The sequence below is a fragment of the Chryseobacterium hagamense genome (genome assembly GCF_007991455.1).
Lineage (GTDB): Bacteria > Bacteroidota > Bacteroidia > Flavobacteriales > Weeksellaceae > Chryseobacterium > Chryseobacterium hagamense.
The window spans coordinates 1-24,627 of record NZ_BJYJ01000037.1 but is presented as its reverse complement, the minus strand read 5'-3'; the positions used below and the strand labels follow the sequence as shown (position 1 = coordinate 24,627).

The following is a 24,627-nucleotide window of genomic DNA, read 5'->3' as shown; positions in this document are numbered from 1 at the left end:
ATTGTAGTTGCTGTAAAGGCTGTTATTGCTAATAATTGTTTTTTCATGTTGCTGATTTTTTAAATAAATAATAGGCTGTTTTATAAAAGGGTGGCCTGGTTTCCGGAGTCCGGGGCCTCTGCCACCCCTGCTGGAATGAAAAATATAGAGGTATGGTCCACTAAATGCGAATCTGCCCCTGATGCTGTTTATGTTCTGAAAAACAGTCCGATGGTCCGGCATATACTCCTGTACAGCCGCCATCAGCCATAAACGGAAAATCCGTAAGGCCCGGGCGGCGGACGGCAGGAGTTGGAATAGGAGCTTTCGGCGTACCGGTAAGACTCCCTATATAGGAATTTGTGTTTTTTTATATCGGCAGCAGACAGGATTTTCGAGGCAGGGAAGGGGACGGTCTCCCGGGATAGGCCCCCGGCCTTGCCGGAATGCTCCGGGACCAGGATGCCGTCCCGGGTTTCCCCGGGACGGGCGGTGATTTCCGGGCCTTTCTTTTCGGCAAAGCCGGTAGCCGCCAGGTGGGCACTTTCCTGTGCTTCCCGGTTGTGCCGCGGCTTTCCGGGATCATTGTGTTTTTTTACGGCCACCGCGCGGACGGGCTTTGCGGCTTTCCGAATCTTCCGGGCGGAGCGCGCCGGTTGCGGCCCGGGATCCGCCGCTGCAACATGCACCACGGTTCCCGTTTCTACAAAAAGGCGGTTTCCGGGATCGTAAATTGCCTGTGCCGCCAGCATGTTCCAGCCCGTTGTCCATATCATGAGCATGGCTGCCATCACCTTTCCGGGGAAAGACCGGCAGGGCTGAAGATGAGGACGGCAGAGCGGAAACACGGGCATAATCGGACTATTTTTATCTTGTTATTTAAGATATTTTAACATTGTTATTGTTAGGGACAAATATATTTCTAACCGCCGAAGTATGGACTGCGAAAATGGTATAATTAATTAGACAAACATGTATAATTATTAATACAAAAAGCGTTTTGTATGCATTTTAAGATTAATTTAGTCCCAATAATTTTAAAATTGAAATAAGGATGAATCGCAATAAATCTACTTTTGCGTTATGTTGAAAACAATAATAACTCTACTTTATAGTGTGTTATTTATAACCCTTAGTGGACAAAAATATTCTGCCGTCTGGCTTACCACGGACAACGGGCTTCCGCAGAACAGCATAAAAGATATGGTAAAAGACCGCTACGGTTACCTATGGATTTCTACCGAACGGGGAATTATACGCTATGACGGAAATAGCTTTACGGGGTTCGATCCTCCCGGCTTAAACAACCTTCACTTTAAGAATTTCTCAGGCAGCAGGGAAAAAGACAGTATTGTCGTGGGTAATGACAACTACCGTGATGCCGTTTTAATCCGGAGGCGCAATGCCCGCCGCATGCTTAGGCATGTGAAAAAAAGAGACAATTACCGGGATGGAAATTTTTACCGGTATTATGAAAAATCTAATCTCGGGGAAACCACTCCCGCCGGATTTTACAGGATGTCTGTGCGCACAGGTACGTATTGGTTCTCCCGGAACAGGATCATCTATGATAAACCGGGGCAGGCCTCCGTGGAAATCGCGCTGGCCTTTGATCCTTCCCATATGCAGAATGTTTTTGCCATCGGCGAATCTGTTTTTATCCGGAATCCGTTGCAGAAGGAAATTTTGATGATTTGCGAAGGTAGGGTATTGCATCTTAAAAACCCTTTGCTGGATGATCCTGATGCTTTCATGTACTGGGAGCAAATCAACGGGCAGGTTTTTATGATCCGGAAAGACGGAATTTATACGGTAAGCTATATCAATGATAAAATACGGGCCCGTAAACTGGTAGCATATAAAGATTTCGGAAATTACCAGTTCTATTCCATGTATTATGATGCAGAGTACCGGACCCTTTATCTGGGCAGCCTGACCAAGGGCATGTTGGTGCTCAGGCTTCTGGATTTCCACGTCGTAAAAAACAATGTGATTTCCGAACCTCCCGGTTTTACCACCCTTCTGCCGTATACCGGCAGTTCTGTGGTGTGCCCGGAGGGTATGATCCTGGATTCCTCCCGTGTTCTCAGGAGGATCCGTTTCAGCGGTGAACGGTCCCGGACGAGCATACAGTATGACGTAAATGGGAAAATCATCTGCTTCAGAGGCGGATTGCTGGAAGTGTACCGCCGTTCATTCGGAAAACCGGTTTCCCGGAAAATCTGTCCGTTTGATATCGAGAATATACTGCGTAACGGAAATACCTGTTTTCTGAGTGTCGTGCAGAACAATCAATGCTTCTTAATGGAATTCACGGATTCCATCCATTCGAAAGTCCGGCGCAGGATCCCGGTTCCGTACCGGGTGGAGTGCATCCGGCCGTACGACCGGCATTCCTATATTGCCGGTTTTGCAGACGGGCTCTACCTTATCAGCATCAGGGACGGAAGCCTGAAGAAAATCCCCAACAGCCCGGGGATCAAAAACCTCTGCCGTACCCGTGACGGGAATTTGTGGGCGATGAGCTTTGCAGACGGCTTTTACCTGGTCCGGAACCAAAAACTGATCCGGATGCCGGAAGACCGCAGCCATAACCTGGCGACGCCGCACGACCTGCTGGAAGACCGGACCGGTTCGGTATGGATCCCTACCAACAACGGGCTGTACAGGGTCCGGCGACGGGAACTGCTGGAATATGCCGCCCATCCGGGAAAAGAAGTTCAGTATTACCGCTATTCCACAAAAGACGGGTTGAGTACCAATGAATTCAATGGTGGCGGACAGCCGGGAGCACTTGTCCTGGCCAACGGGCAGTTTGCGTTTCCATCCATGGACGGGGTGGTATTCTTCCGGCCCGAACGGATGCCGGCACCCCTGCCTTCCGCGGGCAGTCTCTTTGTGGAAAGGGTGAAAAGCAGCGGTTCCGTGCGCCAATTTAAGGATACCCTGCTTCTGAAGCGGGATTTTCACCGGGCCGAACTCTATATCGACGTGCCGTTTTACGGCGCCAAAGAAAACCTGGTCCTGGAAGCACAGATCGACGGCATGGCCGAGCAGAAATGGCTGCCGGTTGAAGACAACCGGATGTTCGTCCTGGAAAGGCTGCCTTCCGGCTTCCATACCGTTAACGTCAGGGTCTGGATCGGAGGCCGCCGGTACACCTATAAAAAACTGCCTTTTTATATACAGCCTTACTTCTTTGAAACCGCATGGTTCCGGATCCTGACCGGGATCGCAGGCAGCACGGTCCTGGTGATGATGGCGCGGCGGCTGTACAGCCGCTTCAGCAGGCAGAACAAGATCATCCGCACCGTACAGGACCGTCTGGAGAAGACGGAAATGATGCTCGAAAAAGAAGCCGGCTATCAGGAAAACCTTTTCCAGGCCATTACCCATGATATTGCCACGCCGATCAAGCACCTTTCCAATCTGTCGCAAATGATGCTGGAAACCGAAAATCCGAACCTGCAGCGAAAATATTTCGACAGCGTCTACAAATCCACGGAAGAGCTCTACAACCTGACGATGAGCTTACGGGAATACCGGGAAGCCTTCAACAGTGAGATTTTTACTTCGGAACCCTATTTTCTCCGGGAAGCCATTGACCGGAAGATCCGGCTTTTTGCCGATATGGCGGATTACAGGAGTACCCGCATCACCAACCACACGGATCCTGCCCTGATGCTTTCGGTAAAGGAAAGCATCATCAGCATCGTCCTCCACAACCTGCTGGATAACGCCGTAAAAAACACGGCCGGCGGAACCATTGCCTTCGCGGCATACCGTGAAGACGATGAGGTAACCATTACCCTTACCGATACGGGAAAAGGGATGCCGGAAGAGCAGCTGGATTATTACAACGGGCTGTATGTTTCCGGTGATGAGCAGGAGATGGTCTTCCGGCATTTCGGCCTGGGGCTGCACCTGGTGATCCGCCTCATCAAAAAAATAAACGGGCACATTGAATTTAAAAAACAAACACAAGGAACACTTGTGATCATAAAAATTATCGATATATGTTCAATAGAATTTTAATTGCGGACGACCATTCCATGATCAGACTGGGCGTTTCGCTGGCCATTGAAGCCGCTTACGGCAATGTGACGATTGATCTTGCCGAAGACTATTTTGAAACACAGAAAATGCTTCAGGAAAAAAAGCACGACCTGCTGATTATGGACATCCAGATGCCGGGCGTTGCCTATTCGGCGGTGCGGCATCTTAAAGAGATCAGCCCGGCCGTAAAAATCCTTCTGTTTTCAGGCTTCCGGGGAGATATGCTCCGGCAGTTCATCAGTGAAGGAGCGGATGGCTACCTGAATAAGCAGTGCAGCTACAGCCAGATTATGGACGGCATCAACACCCTCTATAGTACCGGTTCTGTTTTTCCTCCCGAAATCATGCGGGAATATATTTCACAGTCCGAGCGGAAAGATCCGAAAAAACTGCTTTCCGAGAGGGAATATGAAATTTTTCTCCTGCTGGTACAAGGTTACGGAAATCTTGAGATCACCAATAGGCTTGCCATACAGCCCGGTACGGTAAGCACTTATAAAAAGAGGATTTTTACCAAGCTTAAAGTAAACAGCATTCCCGATCTCGTCAAGCTGCAGATTGAGATGGAAGGCTGAAGATCTGTCTGCGCAGGCACCCTTTATATTTCAACTTATCCGGAGAAAAAGGGATGATCCGTCTGCCGGAAGATTAATTCATCTGAAATGCAGCACAGGAACAGGGATGAACCGGTCACTGAAGGGCTTCACGATCATGAGACCCCGGAAGAAAACCCGGGATTCAGCGAAAACAGACGACCGCCGTAGTCCCGAAGGATAAAATCTGTTTGTAAAGATCAGGACAAAGGATTGTTGATATCCTTATCCGGGAGGCGGACCTTTATTTCATGCTTTTACATCGGACCTGATATAAATTAAACGGAGCCTGATTCACGTAAGAGCCTATCATGGAATCCTGCAGGCTTAACCCAGATGACAACCTGCGTTCAATCATCATGCCCCCGGGCCTGAAATTATCCCACTATCCATCCCCCGGCAATGCCCGGGGGGATTTCTGCCGCCCGTTCAGGAGCAGGATTATGGCTGTGCCGGATTTAAATAATTAACGTGAACCCGACGAAGGATGTGGATTAAGAGGCTGGAAGCAGGAAGCGGGATGCCGGAAGTTTCTCTTGTCAGACACAGGATCAAAGATATTGATTATTAAATTGAACAGGTTATCGCTTTAGCAGAGGAGTTCTTATTAAATCCTGAATCATCAGCCTCGGTTTGTTCAATCGGGGACGGATCTATATTATTTTAAAGTCCCGGAGGGACGGCTACTACAGGATAGGATGAAGTCCTGTCAAAACTGAGAACCGTTTATTTTTTCCGGTAAGGTGAATGGTATCCAAACTCCCGGCTGAATCAGCCTCATTTTTATTTTTGAATTAAAGAATTGACTGAATATGATGTTAATACGGTCGAACTCACGTTAATTAAACAGATCAGAGCGTGTCGGATTCAGGTGAGTTGATGATCCTGTTACCGGGAAAATCTGTTCCGGGCCCTGGTTTCATCCGGTTGATTCTTTTTTAACGCCTGAAAATAACCGGAGTGGAACGGGGTAAATGGAGGATCCAGCCGTCAGAATTTCTTATTTTCCCCTGCCTGTTTTTTTATTAAAAATAGTGTAGCTTTACCGTTCACTGAACAGAAAATGATACAGCTTCAAAAAGGACGGTTTTACGGGGAAACCCATTTTAAAAGAGAGGTCCGTTCACTGACGCTTACGGATACCGTCTATACGCATGATGTTGTCGATTGGCATTATCATGAGACCCCTTATTTTACGTTTCTGCTGCAGGGCGGCCTGATTGAAGGCAATAAAAAGGAAAGAAAAGGGTTTACCGCCGGAACTGTCCTGTTTCACCACTGGGACGAGCGCCATTACAATGAAAAACCGACGGCAACCGCCAGGGGATTCCATCTGGAGATGGATTCCGGGTTTTTAGAGGCGCATGACCTTTCGTTAAAAAACCTCCGGGGAACCCATGACCTCCGGAACCCTTTGCTGAAAATTTTGTTTTACCGTTTGCTGGCTGAAAGCAAATCAGAGGATCCGCTTAGCGAAATGGTCATCGAATCATCCGTACTGGAAATCTTCTCGGTTCTGAATAATGACTTCATGGCTGATGAAAAGGGGACACCGCCATGGGTAAGCCGGGCCCGGGAATTCCTGAATGACCACGGTGCGGCCCCTTTAAGTTTAAATGAAACGGCCCGTCTGCTTAATATCCATCCGGTTCATCTGTCCAGGAGTTTTAAAAAATATTTTCACTGTACCCTGGGCGAATATGTGCGCAGGACAAGGATTGAAAAGGCGCTGCCTGAAATGCTGAACGGCCACCGGTCTTTAACCGCCATAGCCTGTGACTGCGGGTTTACCGACCAGAGTCATTTTATCAGGACGTTTAAAGCCTATCTGGGAATGAACCCGTCGTCCTTTAAAAAGATGCAGAAGCAAATGTTAATCTGATTCTATTTTATAAGGTATTTTTAAAGGAATTTTGTCGCTATCCTAAATTGATATCCTATGAAAAACGTACTGCTGATCCTGTATTTATTTCTAAATGCCGTACTTGGCGCCCAGGTCCGGCAAACTCCTGACTCCCGACATTTACAGGCCGTTCCTGCCGGAAAGATTTTATTCCTTCCGTCCTTTAAAAACCTGAAAGACCTTAAAGAAAACGATTTCATCAGCCGGTATGTTTTCACCAATACCAGTGATCTTTCTTTCGTCGCTTTTTTTGACAGGCCGCTTACAAAATATATGGCTCAGTTAGATCCGGAGGCAGAAAAAGATTCCTTATTTAAAACCGGAAATTACCAGTTTACTGTATGGATTGACCACCGGGAAATCTACCGGAGCAACCTTCTGCCCGGTGCTCCTCAGCGGAAAGTGCAGGATACCGCCATCATTCTCAACCGGCCGCTGATCAACAATATCAACGGACAGGGCTCCTGGAGCGAATCGTTCTGGAACCGCCTGATGAGCAACGGCGGCGAAAATATCCTTACCGATGGCCCGCATTACCTGTATATGGAAATCCGGCCTTACGTTAAGCTAAAGAATCAGGTTAAAACCGGTCCGCTGATGGCAAGGGGAGGGCTGGCCCTGCAGGTATCCCGTAATCCGGTCATTGATCCCGGAAAGATTACCTTAAATACACCCGGGCCTTACGACGGCTTTCCGGTTTCCTCAGAACCGTTTGATTCCATAAAAATAAAACGCCTCAAGGGCCTTATCCGGGAAGGTATTTTCAAACGGATCAACAGCATCATCGTTATCAACAAAGGGAAACTACAGGTCGAAGAATATTTTAACGGCGAAGACCGGAATACCCTGCACGACCCGAGATGGTAGGGAAATCTTTTGCCTCCACCCTTACGGGAATAGCCATCGGCAATGGATTCATCACTACCGAAGATCAGAAGCTCGGCACTTTTTATGATTTTAAAAAATACGATCATCCCGAAGGAAAAGATGAAGCCGCGATCAGGGACCTTCTGACGATGTCTTCCGGCTTCGAAGGCAACGACGACGATCCCGGTTCGGCCGGCAATGAGGAAAAAATGTACCCCACCGAAAACTGGAGCGGTTTTGTACTGAATCTGCCCTATCATCCCGCTTTAAAAAACAGATGGCACTATTTTACGGCCGGTACGATTCTGCTCGGTGATATGCTGAACCGTTCCGTTCCCGGAGGACTGGAACCGTTTGCGGAAGAAAAACTCTTCGCTCCGCTGCATATCCAAAACTACCGCTGGGAATATACTCCGCAGCATATTCCCAATACGGCAGGCGGCATCCGGATGAATGCCCTGGATTTTGCCAAATACGGCCAGCTTTATAAAAACAGCGGAAGGTGGAACGGGCAACAAATCATCCCTGAATCCTGGGTGAAGAAAACCCTGACCCGGCAGGTCCGTATCCCGGGCCGGAAGGAGGAATATTACAGCTACCTTTTCTGGAATAAAAGCTTTAAAGTAAACAATAAAAAAGCGGAAGCCTTTTACTGCGCCGGCAATGGAGGGAATTACATCCTTATCTTCAAAGACCATCCCGTCGTGATCGTGATTACGGCCAGTGCCTACGGCCAGGCTTACGCCCATTCTCAGGTCACGAAAATGCTGGAGGAATTCATCCTTCCGGCTGTTCTTTGATTTAACCGCAAAGATTTAACACATAAGTCACAAGAGAGGAAAGGGGAAAGCTTTGAAAATAATCAGAACACATCAGAAAAAATCAAAGATTTTCATAGGACGGTGATCCGGGGGCTGAGGCTCCCGAAGCCCCTGCCCTGGCAGCCGGTTATTAACTGCAAAAGTTACAAAAGACATACACGCTGCATAAAAAAGTTTAATGCCCCCTACGCTAAAAACAAGCGCACAAAAGCTTTAAAAAAATCAAGATTTTTTATGCTGTGATTAAATGACGGCTGTTCCGGTGGCTGAGCAGAGCTGAAGCTAATCCATTATCTGTGAAAATCCGTACGATCTTTGAGAAATGTAAAGCGCAAAGACTGCTGCCACAGGATGGTCCTTCCGGCGGTGGCTGAGCGGAGCCGAAGCCACACCATGATCAGTGAAAATCCGTGTAAATCTGCGGTTTCAAATTTAACCGGCCATCCCGGTGGCTGAGCGGAGCCGGAGCCACATTGCTGTCCGTGCAAATTCCTGTGGTCCCTGGTTTAAAATCTAACCCTAAAAATCATTCAAACATCTATCCATGCGCTTTTGTCATTATGGGACAGACTAACGGGTTAGCCTTAACGCCATAAAATAAACGCAACCATCTGTTAAAATCCTTGAAATCCCCGGGAGATCAGAAAAGGTGATGCCGTGTTATTTGTCCTGAAGAATGTTGCCGCCGGATGCTGCTTTTTCCAGGAATGCGGATACTGCTTCCAGTACGGCTTCAGGGTTCTCTTCAAACATATAGTGGCCGGTGTCTGCCAGATGAACCAATTCATAGTTTTCAGCTGAAAAGGGCAGGGCATGCTGGTAAAATCCATAGGAGACGTTGCTGGCTATCCCTAAAACCGGTAAAGTTAATTTCTGATAGTTTTTACCGTCTGCCATATCCTGATGGAAAGTCTGGTACCATGCATTGGAAGCCCGGATGCGCTCCTTCTGATTGTACACGGCAGCATAAACTTCTTTTTCAAAACCGGAAATACGGCTTTCATCGGTCATCACGTAGCTGAAAAGCCAGTCGAGGAGGTATCGGTACCGGCCTTCCAGCAGTTGTTCGGGCAATCCTTTGATCTGGTTGAAGCCCATCCACCAGGTATACGGCTGGCGGGGATCGATCTTGTCCGTAAAAGTTCCTTCTGCAGGAATCAAAGGCATCTGCAGCATTCCTTCGCTGGGATGAAGACCGTCGGCAACTATCAGACCGCTTACAATATCCGGAAAATTATGGGCAAGGCTCATGGCCACCATGCCACCGATATCATGGCCCATGATGAAGGCCTGTTTCAGTCCGAGCTGCAGAATAAGTTCCCGGATATCAGCAGCCATGGTCTTTTTATCATACCCGGAAGCTGGGGTGGCTGAACTTCCCATCCCGCGGATATCAACGACGATGACGCGGAAATTTTCAGCCAGGCGGGGAGCAATTGTCCGGTAGGAATACCAGGTCTGCGGCCATCCCGGAAGACAGATGACGGGCATGCCGCTCCCTCCGTCTGCATAGTGCAGCCGGGTGCCGTTCACTTCAACATGGTGGTTGGTAAATCCGTCCCATCCGCGGATCAGGGTTTCGTCTGTATATTGGTTTTCCATTTTTATGGAATTTGTTTAAAATTATAAATTGATGTGAACCCGAAGCAGAATTCGGATTAAAAGTCAGGAAGCGGGACGCGGGATGCCTGAAGTTTCTCTTGTGAAAAACAGGATCAGAGAATTTCTGCATCCGGCAAAAAGAGAAAGTTACCTGATTGCTTCTTCGGCCGTTTGCCAGGTTAAACCGGGATAACGGCGGTTGTCGAGTTCCTGGTGATGGGCGGCAAACATGCTGTACAGGTACTGCATCTGCTGCCAGGCCGGGTAGAGTTCGCGCTCACCTTCCGGGTGCGACTGACGGACTTTCCCGATCGTTTCCATAAAATGTTCCAGAGACCCGCGGTTCTGAAGCTGGAATGGGGTTCCGAATATTTTTCCGCTTAACCCCACAAGATCCTGCGGGCTCACCCTGAAGCCGGCAATGCGTAAGTATTGGGGAGCATCGTCATCCAGGGCAGCTTCAGCGGTAAAAGCGGCCGTATCTTCAAGGGACGTGAAATCGATTTTCCAGTCTGCCTTACCTTCGTAATATGCAATCTGCTTCGCCTTGGTATCCAGAAGCGGGATCCCGAAACGCAGGACATAGGAAAAAGCGCCGTTGAAAACGGTAGTCAGCCGGATCGGACGTTTTTCGGCAAGTGCGGTAAAGGTCTTACGCAAATCGAAATTCCGGTTGCATCCTTCGGGAAGCCGGGTATAATCGGTACAGAAATCGGAAGGGATAAATCTGGGAACACCCGCTTTCACAGCGGCATCCAGCAGCTGAACCTGTGCTTCGACAATGGTTTCCTGCAGTCCTGCCAGTGCAGAAACCACAACGCTTATGTCTGAGCAGGCCGCCTCAAGCCGGGAAGGATTGCTGAAATCGGCGACCACGGTTTCAATTCCGGCTTGCTTCAGAAGTTCCACTTTTGCGGGGTCGCTTCCGGGACGGATGACTGCTCTTACCGGAGCGCCTCTCTGCTGCAGTTCACGGCAGATTTTTCCGCCCAGGCTTCCGGTAGCACCGGCTACTAAAATGATGTTTTTCATAATTCTGATATTCTTTGATGATCAAAATTATACATTATCGGAAGGCCTTCAACTACCATTTGGTAGTTTCGGATCAGCGGAGGTTTTTCCGGATGCGGCTGAGGGCATTCGGGGTGATGCCCAGATAGGAAGCCAGCTGTTTAACGGAAATATACTGCATAAAGCCGGGCTGTTTCAGGAATTCCAGGTAGCGTTCTTCTACCGTCATCGTCTGGAAACGGATGATCTCATCGATCATGCGCATGGCCATGGTTTCCCATATTTTCCGTCCGAATTCCTGCCAGGCCGGCAGCTGCCGGTAGAGCAATTCCATTTCCGCTCTTTCGATATAATAGAGTTCGGTTTCTTCAACAGCTTCAATGTCGAAGCGGGTAGGCGCCTGCATTCTAAAGCTGGAGATTTCCGTGAAAAATTCTCCGGGAAGCACAATCCATGCCGTCAGTTCCTGGTTTTTGCCGTAAATAAAACGCAATGCTCCGTTCTTTACGTAATAATAGCGGTTGGCGGTCTGTCCCCGTTTCAGCATCAGCTGTTTTTTCCGCAGGGTCTGCATCCTGAATTTTGAAATGATAAAAGACAGATCCTCCTCATTAAGATAAGGGCAATGGGTTTTGATAAAATCGGCAAGCTCTTGCATAGAATTTTACGGGTTCATAGAATGGTAATCCCGGCAAATGTATCATAAATTTTCCGGAAGCCGTTCTGCTGACATCCCGGAAATCAGCTGTAGCACTGAAAAGAGGAATTATCATGCAGAATAAGATAGGCCGGAACGGTTAAAATCCGTTTCTACAAATGTATAGGCTTGGAAGAGTCGCTATTTTTTCAGCGGAATCAAAGCAGGCTGACGTGGATTTTTGCCTTTTTCTTCTGCGATGATTGCCCCTGTTGTTTCTTACCTGCCGTAAAACAGCTGTCTGATTTGAATGATAAGATCAGTTTTTTAACATAAAGGATAAATAATCAAACGGACTTGCTTAATTCAGCGGATAACTGGAGGCCATCATTCTTAAGGTCAAGTTCAGCTTCACAAAGATTTATCAATTTCATCTCCTAAATTACACAGATGATGAAAAATTAATGTGGAGTACTTACATGTAAGAATACTTTTATATCCTGACAATCATTTTTATTTTCTGAAACAGGCCTACCACATTATTTCCGATTCTTTGACCTTCTGGCATCATTTTAGCCAATACGTTTTCATACAAAAATCAATATGAAAAAATTAGTATTCAGATCATTGCTTTTCTTCAGCGCATTGGCAATCCTGTTAACTTCCCTGACCAGCTGTGATTCCGACGAAGGAATTCCGGTCCCTTTTGATATTCCGATGACGGTAGAGCAGACTTTACCTTTTGCAACGGTCAATACCTCGTCCTACCTGCGATATCCCGACATCACGTTGAATCTCGACGCCGATGCCGCCATCAGGGAGAAATATTCCAAGCTCTCGGTCAATAACCTGAAAAGCGCAAAGCTTACCGGTTTTTCAATTGATTATTTAAGCTCCAAATTAGGCAAGAAACTCGACATCATCAGCGGGGCGAAAGTGTATCTGAAAGCACCGAACCTCCCGGAAGTACTGATCGGGACCGTAGAAAATAATACCAATCCGACCACCATTACCCTCAATACGGCAGATGCGGAACTGATCGATTACCTGAAGTCCAAACAGAACTCGCTGATCCTGGAAATCAAAGGTGCCCAGACCAGTCTTGACGAATTAACGGTAAACCTGAAACCGGTCTTTAAAATAAGTGTCGGGCTATAATTCATGAAGCTGGCCCAATCCTACAAAGGATATACAAATCTATGAGCCTAAGCATCCGTTAAGCTCATTTTTATTTCAAAGCTGATTTATAAATTACGGGATCAGGTAAACAGAAGTCTCTCTATGGAATAGCAAGGGATAGGAATATATGGATTTTAAAATATTCCAACTGATAGGGAAGTGATCCGATCGCATTAATTTTTGACCATCCACCTCAGCTTATTCAAATGAAAGGTCTCTAACCGATATGCATTGCCGCTTCCGGGAAGCAGGGTAAGGCTGTAAAATCAAATAATGATGCAGTCTCAACTGATGATCTGTCGGGTTTAAACAGTTTCAGAATCCATAATTGATATTAACTAATCAAAATAATAACTATAGAATTATCCTTTATGATCAATCCAAAACACCCGTTGCAATATTACAACACCCAGCAGGAATTTTTTCTTAAGCATCTTGCCGATCAGAATAAAGAATACCATATGCTGTATATTTCTTATAGTAATGCGGTTTATTTATATTATGATCTTCAGCTGAATATTTCAGAAAATCATTACGAAGAATGGCTGAACGGAATAGAAGATGAGCAGGTAAAAAGTGCCATGCAGTCGGAAGGGTTTAAAAACTGCCTGAAGAACGATTCATTTGTTCAGTTTATAAAAGAAAAAAGGAAGGTTACTGAAAAGGATTATATCATGCAGAAAATGGGGCATAAGGAATATTCCCGCTATCAGGTGCTTTCCCAAAACCATTAGGAAAACTCATAACCGGCAGGGCTGAAGCACGAATCACGATGCGGATCCTGCCAAAATCAGAATCCTTAAATTTGCGGTACAAACAATTTACTATGGATCATAACTACAGCCAAAAACCTATCGATAAGATTGTACAGCCGGTTCAGCGGTTTATCCAGCAGGAAAAATCAGGTGGTCTTCTGTTGGGGATCAGTGTCATTGTAGCTTTGCTGCTGGCCAACACTCCGCTTTCCCATACTTACCATGAAATTCTTGAGCAGTCTTTCGGCTTCCAGTGGAACGGTAATACGTATTTCGAATACAACATCCACCACTGGATCAACGACGGATTAATGTCGGTCTTTTTTTTCGTAGTCGGCCTCGAGCTGAAGCGGGAAATCATCGGCGGCGAGCTTTCCAATCCCAAAAAAGCCCTGCTTCCTATTATAGCCGCGGTGGGAGGGATGCTGATGCCGGCCCTTATTTATCTTCTTTTTAATCCGTCCGGTGAACCGCATAAAGGCTGGGGAATCCCGATGGCTACAGATATTGCTTTTGCATTGGGCGTCCTGTATCTGCTGGGAAACCGGATTTCATTGGCATTGAAAATCTTTCTGACGGCTTTAGCCATTGTTGACGACCTGGGGGCCGTACTGGTGATTGCCTTCTTTTATACCGCCGACATCAATATGGTTTACCTGATGGTAGGATTAGCCATTTTAGGCATGATGTATCTTGGTAACAGGCTTGGTATAAGGTCTATTCTTTTTTATGCGTTGCTTGGAATCTGCGGCGTATGGACGGCTTTTCTTCTTTCGGGCGTTCATGCGACAATTGCAGCGGTCCTGGCGGCGTTTACCATTCCGGCCGATGTCAAGATCCCGGAAAATGTATTTATTTCCAAGATACGGGTGTATTTGGAGCGGTTTAAGAACATCGATCCAATGGAAGATACCCCAACCCTGACCAACGAACAGCTTCATGTTCTCGAAAAAGTAAATGAGGCCACCCTGGCTGCAACGCCTCCTTTACAAAGGCTGGAGCATGCTATGCATCCGGCCGTCTCATTTCTCATTATTCCAATCTTTGCCGTTGCCAACGCAGGAGTTTCCCTGGATATTGATTTCGGAAGCCTTTTTGATAACAATATTGCTTTAGGTACTGCATTCGGTTTGGTGGTTGGTAAAGTACTAGGGGTGGTAGGATTCAGCTATGCTTTCATCAGGCTGAAACTGGCTGATGTGCCGGAAGGAATGAATTTCAAAAACCTGCTGGGACTGGGGTTCCTGGCCTCTATCGGATTTACCATGTCCCTGTTTATCACTTCCCTTGCCTTCTCACATGAAGAATACCGGACGCAGGCCAAGATCGGTATCTTTGCCGCTTCGCTGATCGGAGGGATTATCGGCTATTTTATCCTTAATAAAAACTCACAACAGGCAGACCAATGATCAACAGCATCTTTAATTTTATCAATCTTCACCATGGGGAAGAGCAGAAGGAAAAAGTTCTGGAAAATGTGATTTCAAACATCTCATTCCGCGGATCCAACCTGTGGATTCTGGCGTGTGCCATCATTATTGCTTCCATCGGACTTAACGTAAACTCTACTGCCGTTATTATCGGTGCCATGCTGATCTCCCCGCTGATGGGTCCGATCGTGGGCGCTGGTTTTGCGCTGGGAACCTACAACTTCACGCTTCTGAAGAAATCCGTGAAGAGTCTTCTGATCGCAACCTTTGTAAGCCTTGCCGTATCAGCAGCCTATTTTTATGTCAGCCCTTTTAAGGATGTGCAGTCGGAGCTCCTGTCGAGAACCGCCCCGAACATTTATGATGTGCTCATCGCCTTTTTCGGCGGGCTGGTGGGCGTAATAGCCATTACGAGGGTAGAGAAAGGAAATCCGATCCCGGGAGTAGCCATTGCTACCGCTCTGATGCCTCCCCTTTGTACCGCCGGCTTCGGATTGGCAACGGCTAACTTTTCTTTTTTCTTCGGTGCGTTTTACCTCTACACCATCAATTGCTTTTTCATCTGTATTGCGACTTTCTTCGTGGTAAAGTTCCTGAAATACCCTTCTTCGATTATTGACAACAAGTATGAAAAAAGGATCCGGTACGGAATTTCAGTCCTTATTCTGGTGATGATTATCCCAAGTTTTTATCTGGCCTATAATCTGTTTAATGAAAAAAAATTCACCAGAACCGCCGAGCAGTTTATCCAGAAAGAATTTGAAAACAACGGGTATACCGTCATTTACAAGAAAATAGGGTACAATTCCAGTCCGAAAACCATCGATATTGCTTTCCTGAACAAAACTTTCAGCAAAAAACAGATTGCTTTGTATAATAAAATGCTGGCAGATAACGGTCTGGTCGATACAAAGTTAAATATCCGTCAGGACGATACCGACATCAAATCCGAAATTTTAAGCGAAATCAATAAGTTCGATACCAACGTCTCTGAAAAGGATGTCACCATTTCGCAGCTGCGCCGGCAGCTTGATACCTACAGGGTTCAGGATTCATCATTCCTGAAAGAAATAAAAATCCTTTATCCTGAAATGCGTGATATATCGTATGGGAAAATAGAAAAATATCCTGAAACCGACAGTGCCAGGCTGCAGTTTACCTTTATCTACTCCGGAAATGAGACAAATGGTGTAAAGCTTAAAAACTGGCTTCAGGTACGGCTTAAAGAAAAATCCGTTGCGCTGGTGAATGTGGCGGATCAAGCAGAGCCTCCCTCAAATACCCGGACCGGTAAAAGGAAATAATAACGTGAATCCGGAGTGAAATCAATTTACGAACGGGAACAGGGAAGTGGGATGCTCGGAGTTTCCGTTGTCGGAAATAGGATCAAAGGTTTTCATAATCAAGGTTTTCCAATGAAATAAATAATTGAATACCTTTAATAAGTCCCGATTTGTTTTTAAGTCATAAGGGACGGCCTCCTACGGGAAAATATAGATCCTGTCAGAAGAGGCAAATTATGCATTTATTCTGTCGCAGGGAAAATTCCATTTAAAAATTATGATTGAATAAGTTTTAAATTTATTTCTAATTAATAAAAATTTGAATATAAGTTAAATACCATCGAATTCACTTAAAAGTATCCTGAATAGCCATTTGAAGAATATCTTTAAAAAGAATCCGTCTCAGATTTTAGATGAATTCTTTTTTTGTTCAATAAATTAAAAACCTATGAGGGAAAAGATTTCACTTTTTAGCTGTGAACCGGATTCCACATATTTTTAACAGAAAATGATGTGAGTTTTAATGGTCCGTGATCATTCGTGACAGACTTCACAGATTATATTCTGCCACTGCGGCAATACATTTGCGTTTTCGTCGCGATCTATAATGAACACCTGGCAGTCATTAGGGCAGCACAAATCCCGCGGGTAGCATAAGATCTTTATGGCGGGATATTTGCGGCATTACCGGTAAAATGACTTTTCGGCAGCTGATGGGATTACTTCTTACCCGATGAGATGCGCTGCTTTTCCGGACGGAATAATTTGCAAACTATGGATGATTATTTACTTATTTTAACCCTGACCGGTGCTGCAACCTTCGCAATGGCCTGGATGCCCGGATTTTCAAAGAAAACAGGAATATCGTATTCTATATTTTATATCCTTGCAGGTGTCGTCCTGTATCTTGCCGTTCCGGAATATCTTCCCGATCCGCTTCCGCAGAACAATAAAAATTTCACCCTTCACCTTACCGAACTGATCGTTATCGTCTCCCTGATGGGGTCGGGCATCAAAATCGACCGTCCGTTTTCTTTTAAAGCCTGGTCGTCGCCGCTGAAGCTGATCGGCATTACCATGCTGCTCTGCATTGCCGCTGCTGCCCTGATGGGATATTATGTTCTGAGTCTTGGCCTTGCTTCGGCGGTATTGCTTGGTGCGGCACTGGCACCTACCGATCCGGTTCTGGCGGCCGATGTGCAGGTGGGCCCTCCGAACGATAAAGCAAAATCGGAAGTGAAATTCACCCTGACTTCCGAAGCCGGGCTGAATGACGGTGTCGCTTTTCCTTTTACCTGGCTGGCGATTGTGCTGGGTTTAATGGTTTCGGGCAGCCAGGTCAGCTTTCTGGAGTGGTTTGCGTTTGATGTCTTGTACAGATTAGGAGCAGGCGTGCTGATTGGATGGGCCTGCGGGAAAGGCATCGGTTTCCTGCTGTTCCGCATTTCCGAAAAAAACGGACCGCTAGCCAGCCGTGACGGTTTTCTCGCAATCGCGGCAACGCTGTTGGTGTACGGGCTCACGGAATTTGCCCACGGTTACGGATTCCTGGCGGTATTTATCTGCAGCATTACATTAAGGCATTATGAAAAAGACCACCACTATCATAAGGAGCTTCACTCTTTTACCGACCAGACCGAGAGGTTGCTGCTGAGCCTGCTAATGATCTTGTTCGGAGGGGCGCTGGTCATGGGAATCCTGCAACCCATCAACAAAGAGATGATCATATTTGCCGTTGTATTCCTGTTAGTGATTCGGCCACTTGCAGGATGGCTGGCCATGGCAACCAGTAAAATACAGAACAGGGAAAAGTGGGCGATCGGTTTCTTCGGAATCAAGGGATTAGGTTCGGTTTTCTACCTTTCGTTCGGTTTCAGCGAGTTCCATTTTGAACATCAGGACCAGCTTTGGGCGGTTGTGTTTTTAACCATTCTTCTGTCTATCATCATGCATGGGCTGTCGGCAACTACCGTTATGAAAAAGGTGGAATAAAGCAATCTCTTCTGATCATCATGACATTTCTTAAGCTGGTCCGGCAGATTCAGCAGAGATTCTAAGAATAATTATTTCCACTTGTTTCATGATGATCGAAAAATTCCGAAAAAATACCATCTCTGCATCAATAAAGTGCATTCATTTTTAATATGGATTAAAAAATATTCCGGAGGAATAATATCTGTGTAGCGAAACATATTGTGCGATCATCAGCATGCCGTAGGTATGCTATCTCAATACCGGCTGGAAAAAGATAGGACTCCTCCGGAGTCCGTGCTTGCATTGTTCTGTTACTGATACACAGATACTGCTCCTACGGAGCAGATAATAAAAGGATGTGATAGTGATTATTTCCGTTTGTTTTATGCTAAGAGAAAATAATGTTTGGTAAAAATATCATCTGTTCATCAATAAAGTGCATTCATTTTTAATATGGATTAAAAAATATTCCGGAGGAATAATATCTGTGTAGCGAAACATATTGTGCGATCATCAGCATGCCGTAGGTATGCTATCTCAGCCACCGCACTGGTAAATAAACGGTCTGGTTCAGGCTCATGTCAAAAAAAACACCGGACACAAACTGCATCCGGCATAGAAAAAATTAGAATAAAAGGGTAATCGTTAGTTAGTAGACTTCTTCCGGTAGGCAAAATAAAACACCAGTGGCAGAATCGTAAACGAAAGGACCATACAGATGATCAGTCCGCCGACAATCATAATGGCCAGCGGTTTCTGTATTTCAGAGCCCATTCCATTGGAGACGGCGGCGGGAAAAAGTCCCATCGAGCCCATCAGCGCAATCATGACCACCGGGCGGATCCTGCTTCTGACACCTTCGGAAATCGCTTTTCGCAACGGCATTTTCTGCTGCAGGTTTTCTTTCATCACACCGATCAGCACGATCCCGTCGATGGTCGCCACCCCGAAGAGGATGATAAAGCCGATCCCCGCAGAGATCCCGAAGATGGTCCCGGTAAACCACAGGGATAAAAACCCGCCGATAAAGGCAAACGCCAGGGTGACCGATGAGATCAGCGTATCTTTCATATTTCCGAAGTTGAAATAAAGGAGCATCAGGATCAGGACCAGCGATATGGGTACGACCATCATCAGCTGTCTGGCTGCTCTTTCTTTGCTTTCGAACTCACCGGCCCAGGTCATCTTGTGCTTTTTGGGAATGTGCACGTCTTTGGCCACTTTCGCTTTGGCATCTTCAATCGTGCTTCCCAGGTCGCGGCCTTCAATGTTGAAACCGACCCCGATATACCGGCTGCTGCCTTCACGGTAGATAAAGGACGGACCGGTATGGTAATCGATGGTGGCAATTTCCTTCAGCGGGACTTTTTTACTGTCTTTCGTCGGAATCAGGATGTTGCCTATTTTCTCCGGATTGTCACGGTACTGTTTCTCGAAACGGAGGGTGACATCGAACATCCGTTCTTCCTCATAAAATTTCGTGGCAGCCTGGCCGCCGATGGTCATTTCGATCACCGCCTGGGCATCCGCCGTGGAAATCCCGTATTTGGCCATCTTGGAGTCGTGCAGCTGGATCCTCAGCTCCGGCAGCCCGATGTTTTTGAAAACATTCACGTCCGAAATTCCCGGTACCGTTTTAATGGAACTGGCGACTTTATTGGCATAATCTTCCAGCTCGAAAAGGTCGTTTCCGAAAATCTTGATCACCAGCGGGGCTTTTACACCGGCGACATATTCCTCCACATTGTCCTGGATGGGCTGGCTGAACCCGAAATTGATGCCGGGGTATTTCTCCAGCGAGAGCCGCATTTTTTCCAGCAGGTCTTCTTTGGAACCTTTGTTTTTCCATTCGTCCACCGGTTTCAGCTGGATGTTGAATTCGATATTGAAAAATCCGGTAGGGTCGGTTCCGTCGTTGGGACGGCCGGTCTGGGTCATCACGAATTTCACTTCATCATAATTTTCCAGGGTCTTTTTCATTTCTTTGGTCAGTCTTACCGATTCATCGAGGTTGACGCTGTTCGGAAGGGTGGCCCGTACATAGATGGCACCTTCGTTCAGCTTGGGCAGGAATTCCGAACCGTAGTTGGAAAATTTAAGCCCGCAGATCACCAGCAAAGCGCCGAAACCGATCATAAATCCTTTTTTATGACGGTCTGCCAGAGTATACAGCCGGTAGACGTTCACCCTGAAAAACCGGGAAATGATGTTTTCTTTTTCTTCGATATTTTTCGTCAACAACAGCTTGCACATTGCCGGAACGTAGGTAAGGCTCAGGATCAGTGATCCCAGCAGCGCATAGCCTAAGGTAAACGCAAGCGGCGAAAACATTTTCCCTTCCACCTTTTGGAAAGAGAAAATCGGCATCAGCGCTACAATCAGGATCAGGAGGGCAAAGAAGATGTAGCCGGCCACGCTTCCCGCACTTTTTTTGATGATCCCCAACTTCGACATTTTGTTAAACCGCTCAAGGCCGATCTTTTTGGCTTTATGTTCCAGAGCGACGAAGACGTGCTCGACGATAACCAACGTTCCTTCCAGCAGCAATCCGAAATCCAGTGCCCCCATGGAGATGAGGTTGGCCGGCAGTCCCTGAATTTTCAGCATGATAATGGCGAAAAGGAAAGCCAGCGGAATCACAGACGCCACAATAAACGTCGTCCTCCAGTTGTAGAGGAAGATGAAAACGATGACGGACACCAGGATGATTCCCTCGATCAGGTTTTTGGTCACGGTATGCACGGTGGTGTTTACCAGTTCGGTACGGTCGATAATCGGAACGATCTTTACATCGCCGGGAAGCTCGCCGCCGTTGAGTTCGGCAATCCGGTCTTTCAGCCGGGCGATTACATCACTCGGGTTTTCACCGCGGAGCATGATCACGATGCCTTCTACCACATCATCCTCTTTGTTGTAGCCTACCTGGCCCAATCTCGGCTTGGCCGAAACTTTCACTTCCGCAATGTGTTTTACCAGGATTGGAGTGGAACCTTTGACTTCGATCTGTATGTTTTCAATATCCGCTTTGCTTTCCAGGAGGCCGATCCCGCGGACCACATAGGCCTGGTCGCCTTTGGAAACCACATCGCCCCCCACATTCACATTGCTTTTGGATACCGCTTCGTAGACATCAAGAGGGGAGAGGTCGTAATTCTGGAGTTCCGTCGGGTTGATCCTGATCTCATAGATTTTTTCCTCACCGCCGAAGCTTACGATATCCGCCACGCCGGGAACCGCCAGCAGCTCCCTTTCGATCACCCAGTCCTGGATAGAAGTCACTTCCCTGATCGGCAGCTTGCTTTTGATGAGGTACCGGTAAATTTCCCCGGTGGCCCCCGACGGCGGCTCGATGCTGAAATCGGCCCCGTTAGGAAGGTCTACATTGCCGAGCCGGTTGGAGGCATATTGCTGGGCATAAAAATCATCGACATGGTCATCGAACGTCACCGTCACCACAGACAGTCCGAATAAGGAAATGGATCGTACTGAAGCCTTGCTCGGGATGGTATTCATCTCTTTGGAGATCGGCAGGGTGACAAATTTCTCGATTTCCTCGGCACTTCTTCCGGGCCACTGGGTAATCACCCGGACCCGGGTGTTGGTAACATCCGGAAAGGCCTCGATGGGGGTATGAATATAAGAATAAATGCCTCCGGCCAGCAGCAGAAAAGTTCCCAGCAAGACAATCAGGGAATTTTTAAGGGAAAAGGAGACAATATTCTGAACGAATTTTCGCATTATGGGGTAGAATTAAGTACTTGAAAAAATTTAATAATATACTTTTGAATTTTAAAATTCTGAAGGTAAGGCCAATAGCAAAAAGTTAATGGCTATCAGTTATTTAGCGGTTTGGTTTTTCAGGTTTTCATAAATGATCAGGCCGTTGGTCGCCACAACGCGTTCGCCTGCTTTCAGTGAACCTTCTACATAGGTGGTGCTGTTGTTGGAAACGATTTCTGTGACGTGTCGTACTTCCAGATCGCAATCCTGTTTGTAGACCAGCACATAGCTCTGGTTGTTGTCGAAGATCAGTGCCTTGGTCGGAACGGCGAGGGCGCTTACATTTTGGGAATTGATAGGCAGAACGATGTCCGCGGACATTCCCGGACGAAGCTTCATGTTGTTGTTATCCATCACGATCTTCGCTTTCAATACCCTTTCATTTTCGTTGAACACCTGGGACACCGCATCGATTTTCCCGGTAAAGCTTTCGTCGGGATAGGCCAGGGTCTTGATTACCGCCGGCTGGTTGACGTAGATATGGCGCATGTTGGTGGCATACACATTGGCCATCACCCAGACCTTATCCAGGTTGGAAATGGTGAACAGCTTGTCGCCGCCCGCCGAAACCGGCATCCCGTTGGAGATGTTTTTTTCGATCACGTATCCGTCTGCGGGTGACTTGATCAGGAAATCGCTTTTCCCGGCCGAATACAGCTTCATATTTTTCTGGGTCTTTGAAATGTTGGATCTCAGGATCTGGACTTCAGAACGTGCTTCTTCCAGGTCTTTCTGTGAAGCGATATCGTCTTTGAACATGGCTTCCACCGAGGCGAGCTTTCTTTTGGCTACGGCAAGCTGAGCTTCGAGGGTCTGGGTGTCGCCCTGCATTTCGTTCAGGGAAACGCTTTTCACGCTGGCCAGCACCTGGCCCCTGGAAACATGGTCGCCGAGGGAGAAGTAGGTCTGGGTCACCACACCGTCCACCAGGCTCACGAACGGCACGGTCTTATCGGAATTGCTTTCCACTTCACCGGTAAGCGTGATGCTCTCCTCGATGGGCTGCAGGGCAACGGTGGCGAGTTTCAGGTTAGATTTAAGCTCGGGGCTGATGCAGTAGGCTGCCGGTTCTTTCTTTTCTGCGGTATCTTTCTGCGAGCAGCCCGAAAGTGCCAGCAGGAGGGGAAAGCCGTAAGCGGCCATATAATTTTTTGTTTTCATTTTCTAAAGGTCTTTTCCTACAGCGTACTGCAGGTTTTCAAAATATTCGTTCAGTTCCTTTTTCGTTTCGAGGATGATGGTTTTATTGTCGATGAAGGTTTCCAGGAAATCCATGTATTCCAGCATGCTGATGTTCCTCAGCCTGAAATTTTTCTCATGGCTGATCAGCAGGGAATCCAGCGTACTTTCATACTCGTCATCCAGTTCGTCGGAGATCTTTTTGGTCCTCAGGTAATTCTGATAAACGGAACTGATTTCATTCTGTGACTTCACTACATTTTTCCTTGTTTCATAGCCTGTTTTATCGACTTCGATCCGGGCATCCTGGATATTGCCTTTGTTCCGGTCGAAGACTGGCAAGTCCAGGGAAACGCCGACACCGATGAAATCTTTCATAATATTCCCGCCGCGGTCATAGCCTACGGAGAAAGTAAGGTCCGGGGTTTTCAGGGCATTCTGCAGTTCCAGGTTTTTCAGGGCGTGCTTCTCCTGGTTTCTGGCGAGCAGGATGTCGGGCCGGTTTTCGGCGGATTCGGTGATCCATTGTTGAAGATCAAGCTCAGAGAAATTTCCCGGAGGCTGTTTCAGAGGGTCGGTGATAACGACGTAACGGTCTGCCGGCATCATCAGCAGGGCTTTCAGTTCCGTTTGCTGTTCTTCCGCTTCCTGTTGCAGGGAAACCTGTTTTTTCCGGAATTCCACCTCCTGCGCTTTCAGCCGGATGTATTCGGCTTTGCTGATGTTCCCGGAAGTTAATTGGTTTTTATAGGAAGCCGTCAGTTTCGTGATGGAGGAAATCTGGCTGCCGTACAGGCGTTGCAGCTCCTGGTTGTAGGCCAGTTCCGTCATCGTATGGCGGAGCAGCTTTTTCAGTTCCCGCAACACTTCCTGCCATTCGTATTTCTCGCCGTCCACTTCAATTTTCTGGAGCTCGATGCTTTTCCTCCGCTTGCCGGCGGTTTTAATCACCTGTTCCACCTGCACCGAAACCTGGGAACTTTTCCCCCAGTTGCCGATGAGCGCGGGCTGTGATTCAATGTCATACGTCCGCCAGAGGTTTACCTCATCGACGGTTAAGGTCGGATTCGGCCAGTATTTCGCCTGTAGCACCCGGGCTTCCGCCTGGGAAATTTCCAGTCTTTGGACCATCAGGTCGATGTTTCGCTCTAGGAATGCGGCCTCCGCTTCGGATCTGCTGATTGTAATCGTATCATTCACCTGCGCGGAAGCACAGGCGAAAAGCGGAATGCAGAGTATCGTAAAAATAATTTTCTTCAAAGCCTTCGATTTAGGCTGCAAAGTTATTTCCTGCAGATTAGAGGGAATGTCAAGCCGGATTAAGATCCGGTTAATCCAACATTAGAGTTTGGTTAGAAGGTGGGTGGATAGGCTGGAAGAGGGATTCGGGGTGCTGGAAGTTTTTTGCGGTTAACACTACGGTCGGTGTTCTTTTAATTTGGATATTGTAGTTTGTTAAAGGTCAATCCGTAATTAAACTTTCAAATGATAAACCGGTGTTAATCAAAAGGATAAACATTCCCCTCCCCCGGAGGGGTGTCGAAAATTCAAAGAATTTTTGACGGGGTGGTTGGAGAA

At 47.1% G+C, this 24,627-nt stretch carries 17 protein-coding genes; 10 read left to right on the top strand and 7 right to left on the bottom strand.

Going from position 1 to position 24,627, the window contains the following annotated elements:
* Positions 1-242: 242 nt before the first annotated feature.
* On the bottom strand, positions 243-833 hold the full coding sequence (locus CHA01nite_RS18510; RefSeq protein WP_146944144.1) for a hypothetical protein: 591 nt from the start codon (positions 831-833) through the stop codon (positions 243-245).
* 262 nt (positions 834-1,095) lie between these two features.
* On the opposite strand from CHA01nite_RS18510, the gene CHA01nite_RS18505 reads away from it, so the two are divergent.
* The 5 genes from CHA01nite_RS18505 (at position 1,096) to CHA01nite_RS18485 (ending at position 8,198) form a co-directional block, all read left to right on the top strand.
* A complete protein-coding gene (locus CHA01nite_RS18505; protein WP_228458455.1) occupies positions 1,096-4,014 on the top strand; it encodes a sensor histidine kinase in 2,919 nt (972 codons plus the stop codon).
* Entirely contained in the window at positions 3,996-4,610 is a 615-nt protein-coding gene (locus CHA01nite_RS18500) for a response regulator transcription factor (RefSeq protein WP_146944140.1), read from the top strand. The genes CHA01nite_RS18505 and CHA01nite_RS18500 overlap by 19 nt, the downstream gene beginning before the upstream one ends.
* Positions 4,611-5,691: 1,081 nt before the next feature.
* Positions 5,692-6,510 (top strand): helix-turn-helix transcriptional regulator, encoded by an 819-nt coding sequence (locus CHA01nite_RS18495; protein WP_146944138.1) that lies wholly within the window; start codon positions 5,692-5,694, stop codon positions 6,508-6,510.
* 57 nt (positions 6,511-6,567) lie between these two features.
* Positions 6,568-7,398 carry a hypothetical protein gene (locus CHA01nite_RS18490; RefSeq protein WP_146944136.1) on the top strand — a complete coding sequence of 277 codons (831 nt, stop codon included), beginning with the start codon at positions 6,568-6,570 and terminating at the stop codon, positions 7,396-7,398.
* Positions 7,392-8,198 carry a serine hydrolase domain-containing protein gene (locus CHA01nite_RS18485; protein ID WP_146944134.1) on the top strand — a complete coding sequence of 269 codons (807 nt, stop codon included), beginning with the start codon at positions 7,392-7,394 and terminating at the stop codon, positions 8,196-8,198. Before CHA01nite_RS18490 ends, CHA01nite_RS18485 begins: the two co-directional genes overlap by 7 nt.
* A gap of 681 nt (positions 8,199-8,879) precedes the next feature.
* Here CHA01nite_RS18485 and CHA01nite_RS18480 read toward each other — a convergent pair.
* The 3 genes from CHA01nite_RS18480 to CHA01nite_RS18470 all read right to left on the bottom strand — a co-directional run bounded on the left by CHA01nite_RS18480 (position 8,880) and on the right by CHA01nite_RS18470 (position 11,490).
* Entirely contained in the window at positions 8,880-9,821 is a 942-nt protein-coding gene (locus tag CHA01nite_RS18480; RefSeq protein WP_146944132.1) for an alpha/beta fold hydrolase, read from the bottom strand.
* Between the two features lie 147 nt (positions 9,822-9,968).
* Positions 9,969-10,853 (bottom strand): NmrA family NAD(P)-binding protein, encoded by an 885-nt coding sequence (locus CHA01nite_RS18475; RefSeq protein WP_146944129.1) that lies wholly within the window; start codon positions 10,851-10,853, stop codon positions 9,969-9,971.
* Between the two features lie 73 nt (positions 10,854-10,926).
* On the bottom strand, positions 10,927-11,490 hold the full coding sequence (locus tag CHA01nite_RS18470) for a Crp/Fnr family transcriptional regulator (RefSeq protein ID WP_146944127.1): 564 nt from the start codon (positions 11,488-11,490) through the stop codon (positions 10,927-10,929).
* Positions 11,491-12,072: 582 nt separating this feature from the next.
* Between CHA01nite_RS18470 and CHA01nite_RS18465 the strand changes: the two genes are divergently transcribed.
* From CHA01nite_RS18465 to CHA01nite_RS18445, 5 genes are all read left to right on the top strand, one after another.
* The gene (locus CHA01nite_RS18465; protein WP_146944125.1) at positions 12,073-12,627 is read left to right on the top strand and encodes a hypothetical protein; all 555 of its coding nucleotides are present in this window, start codon (positions 12,073-12,075) and stop codon (positions 12,625-12,627) included.
* A 392-nt stretch (positions 12,628-13,019) separates the two neighbouring features.
* Entirely contained in the window at positions 13,020-13,382 is a 363-nt protein-coding gene (locus tag CHA01nite_RS18460) for a hypothetical protein (protein ID WP_146944124.1), read from the top strand.
* A 92-nt stretch (positions 13,383-13,474) separates the two neighbouring features.
* Positions 13,475-14,812: a Na+/H+ antiporter NhaA gene (gene nhaA / locus CHA01nite_RS18455; RefSeq protein ID WP_146944122.1), complete on the top strand. Its 1,338-nt coding sequence runs from the start codon at positions 13,475-13,477 to the stop codon at positions 14,810-14,812.
* On the top strand, positions 14,809-16,137 hold the full coding sequence (locus CHA01nite_RS18450; protein WP_146944120.1) for a DUF389 domain-containing protein: 1,329 nt from the start codon (positions 14,809-14,811) through the stop codon (positions 16,135-16,137). The genes nhaA and CHA01nite_RS18450 overlap by 4 nt, the downstream gene beginning before the upstream one ends.
* A 753-nt stretch (positions 16,138-16,890) precedes the next feature.
* A complete protein-coding gene (locus CHA01nite_RS18445) occupies positions 16,891-18,108 on the top strand; it encodes a cation:proton antiporter (RefSeq protein ID WP_170234772.1) in 1,218 nt (405 codons plus the stop codon).
* A 627-nt stretch (positions 18,109-18,735) separates the two neighbouring features.
* Here CHA01nite_RS18445 and CHA01nite_RS18440 read toward each other — a convergent pair.
* The 3 genes from CHA01nite_RS18440 to CHA01nite_RS18430 all read right to left on the bottom strand — a co-directional run bounded on the left by CHA01nite_RS18440 (position 18,736) and on the right by CHA01nite_RS18430 (position 24,309).
* The gene (locus tag CHA01nite_RS18440) at positions 18,736-21,828 is read right to left on the bottom strand and encodes an efflux RND transporter permease subunit (protein WP_146944116.1); all 3,093 of its coding nucleotides are present in this window, start codon (positions 21,826-21,828) and stop codon (positions 18,736-18,738) included.
* A gap of 99 nt (positions 21,829-21,927) precedes the next feature.
* Positions 21,928-23,031 carry an efflux RND transporter periplasmic adaptor subunit gene (locus tag CHA01nite_RS18435; protein WP_146944114.1) on the bottom strand — a complete coding sequence of 368 codons (1,104 nt, stop codon included), beginning with the start codon at positions 23,029-23,031 and terminating at the stop codon, positions 21,928-21,930.
* 3 nt (positions 23,032-23,034) lie between these two features.
* Positions 23,035-24,309, bottom strand: a complete 1,275-nt coding sequence (locus CHA01nite_RS18430; protein ID WP_228458454.1) for a TolC family protein — start codon at positions 24,307-24,309, stop codon at positions 23,035-23,037.
* Positions 24,310-24,627: the final 318 nt, after the last annotated feature.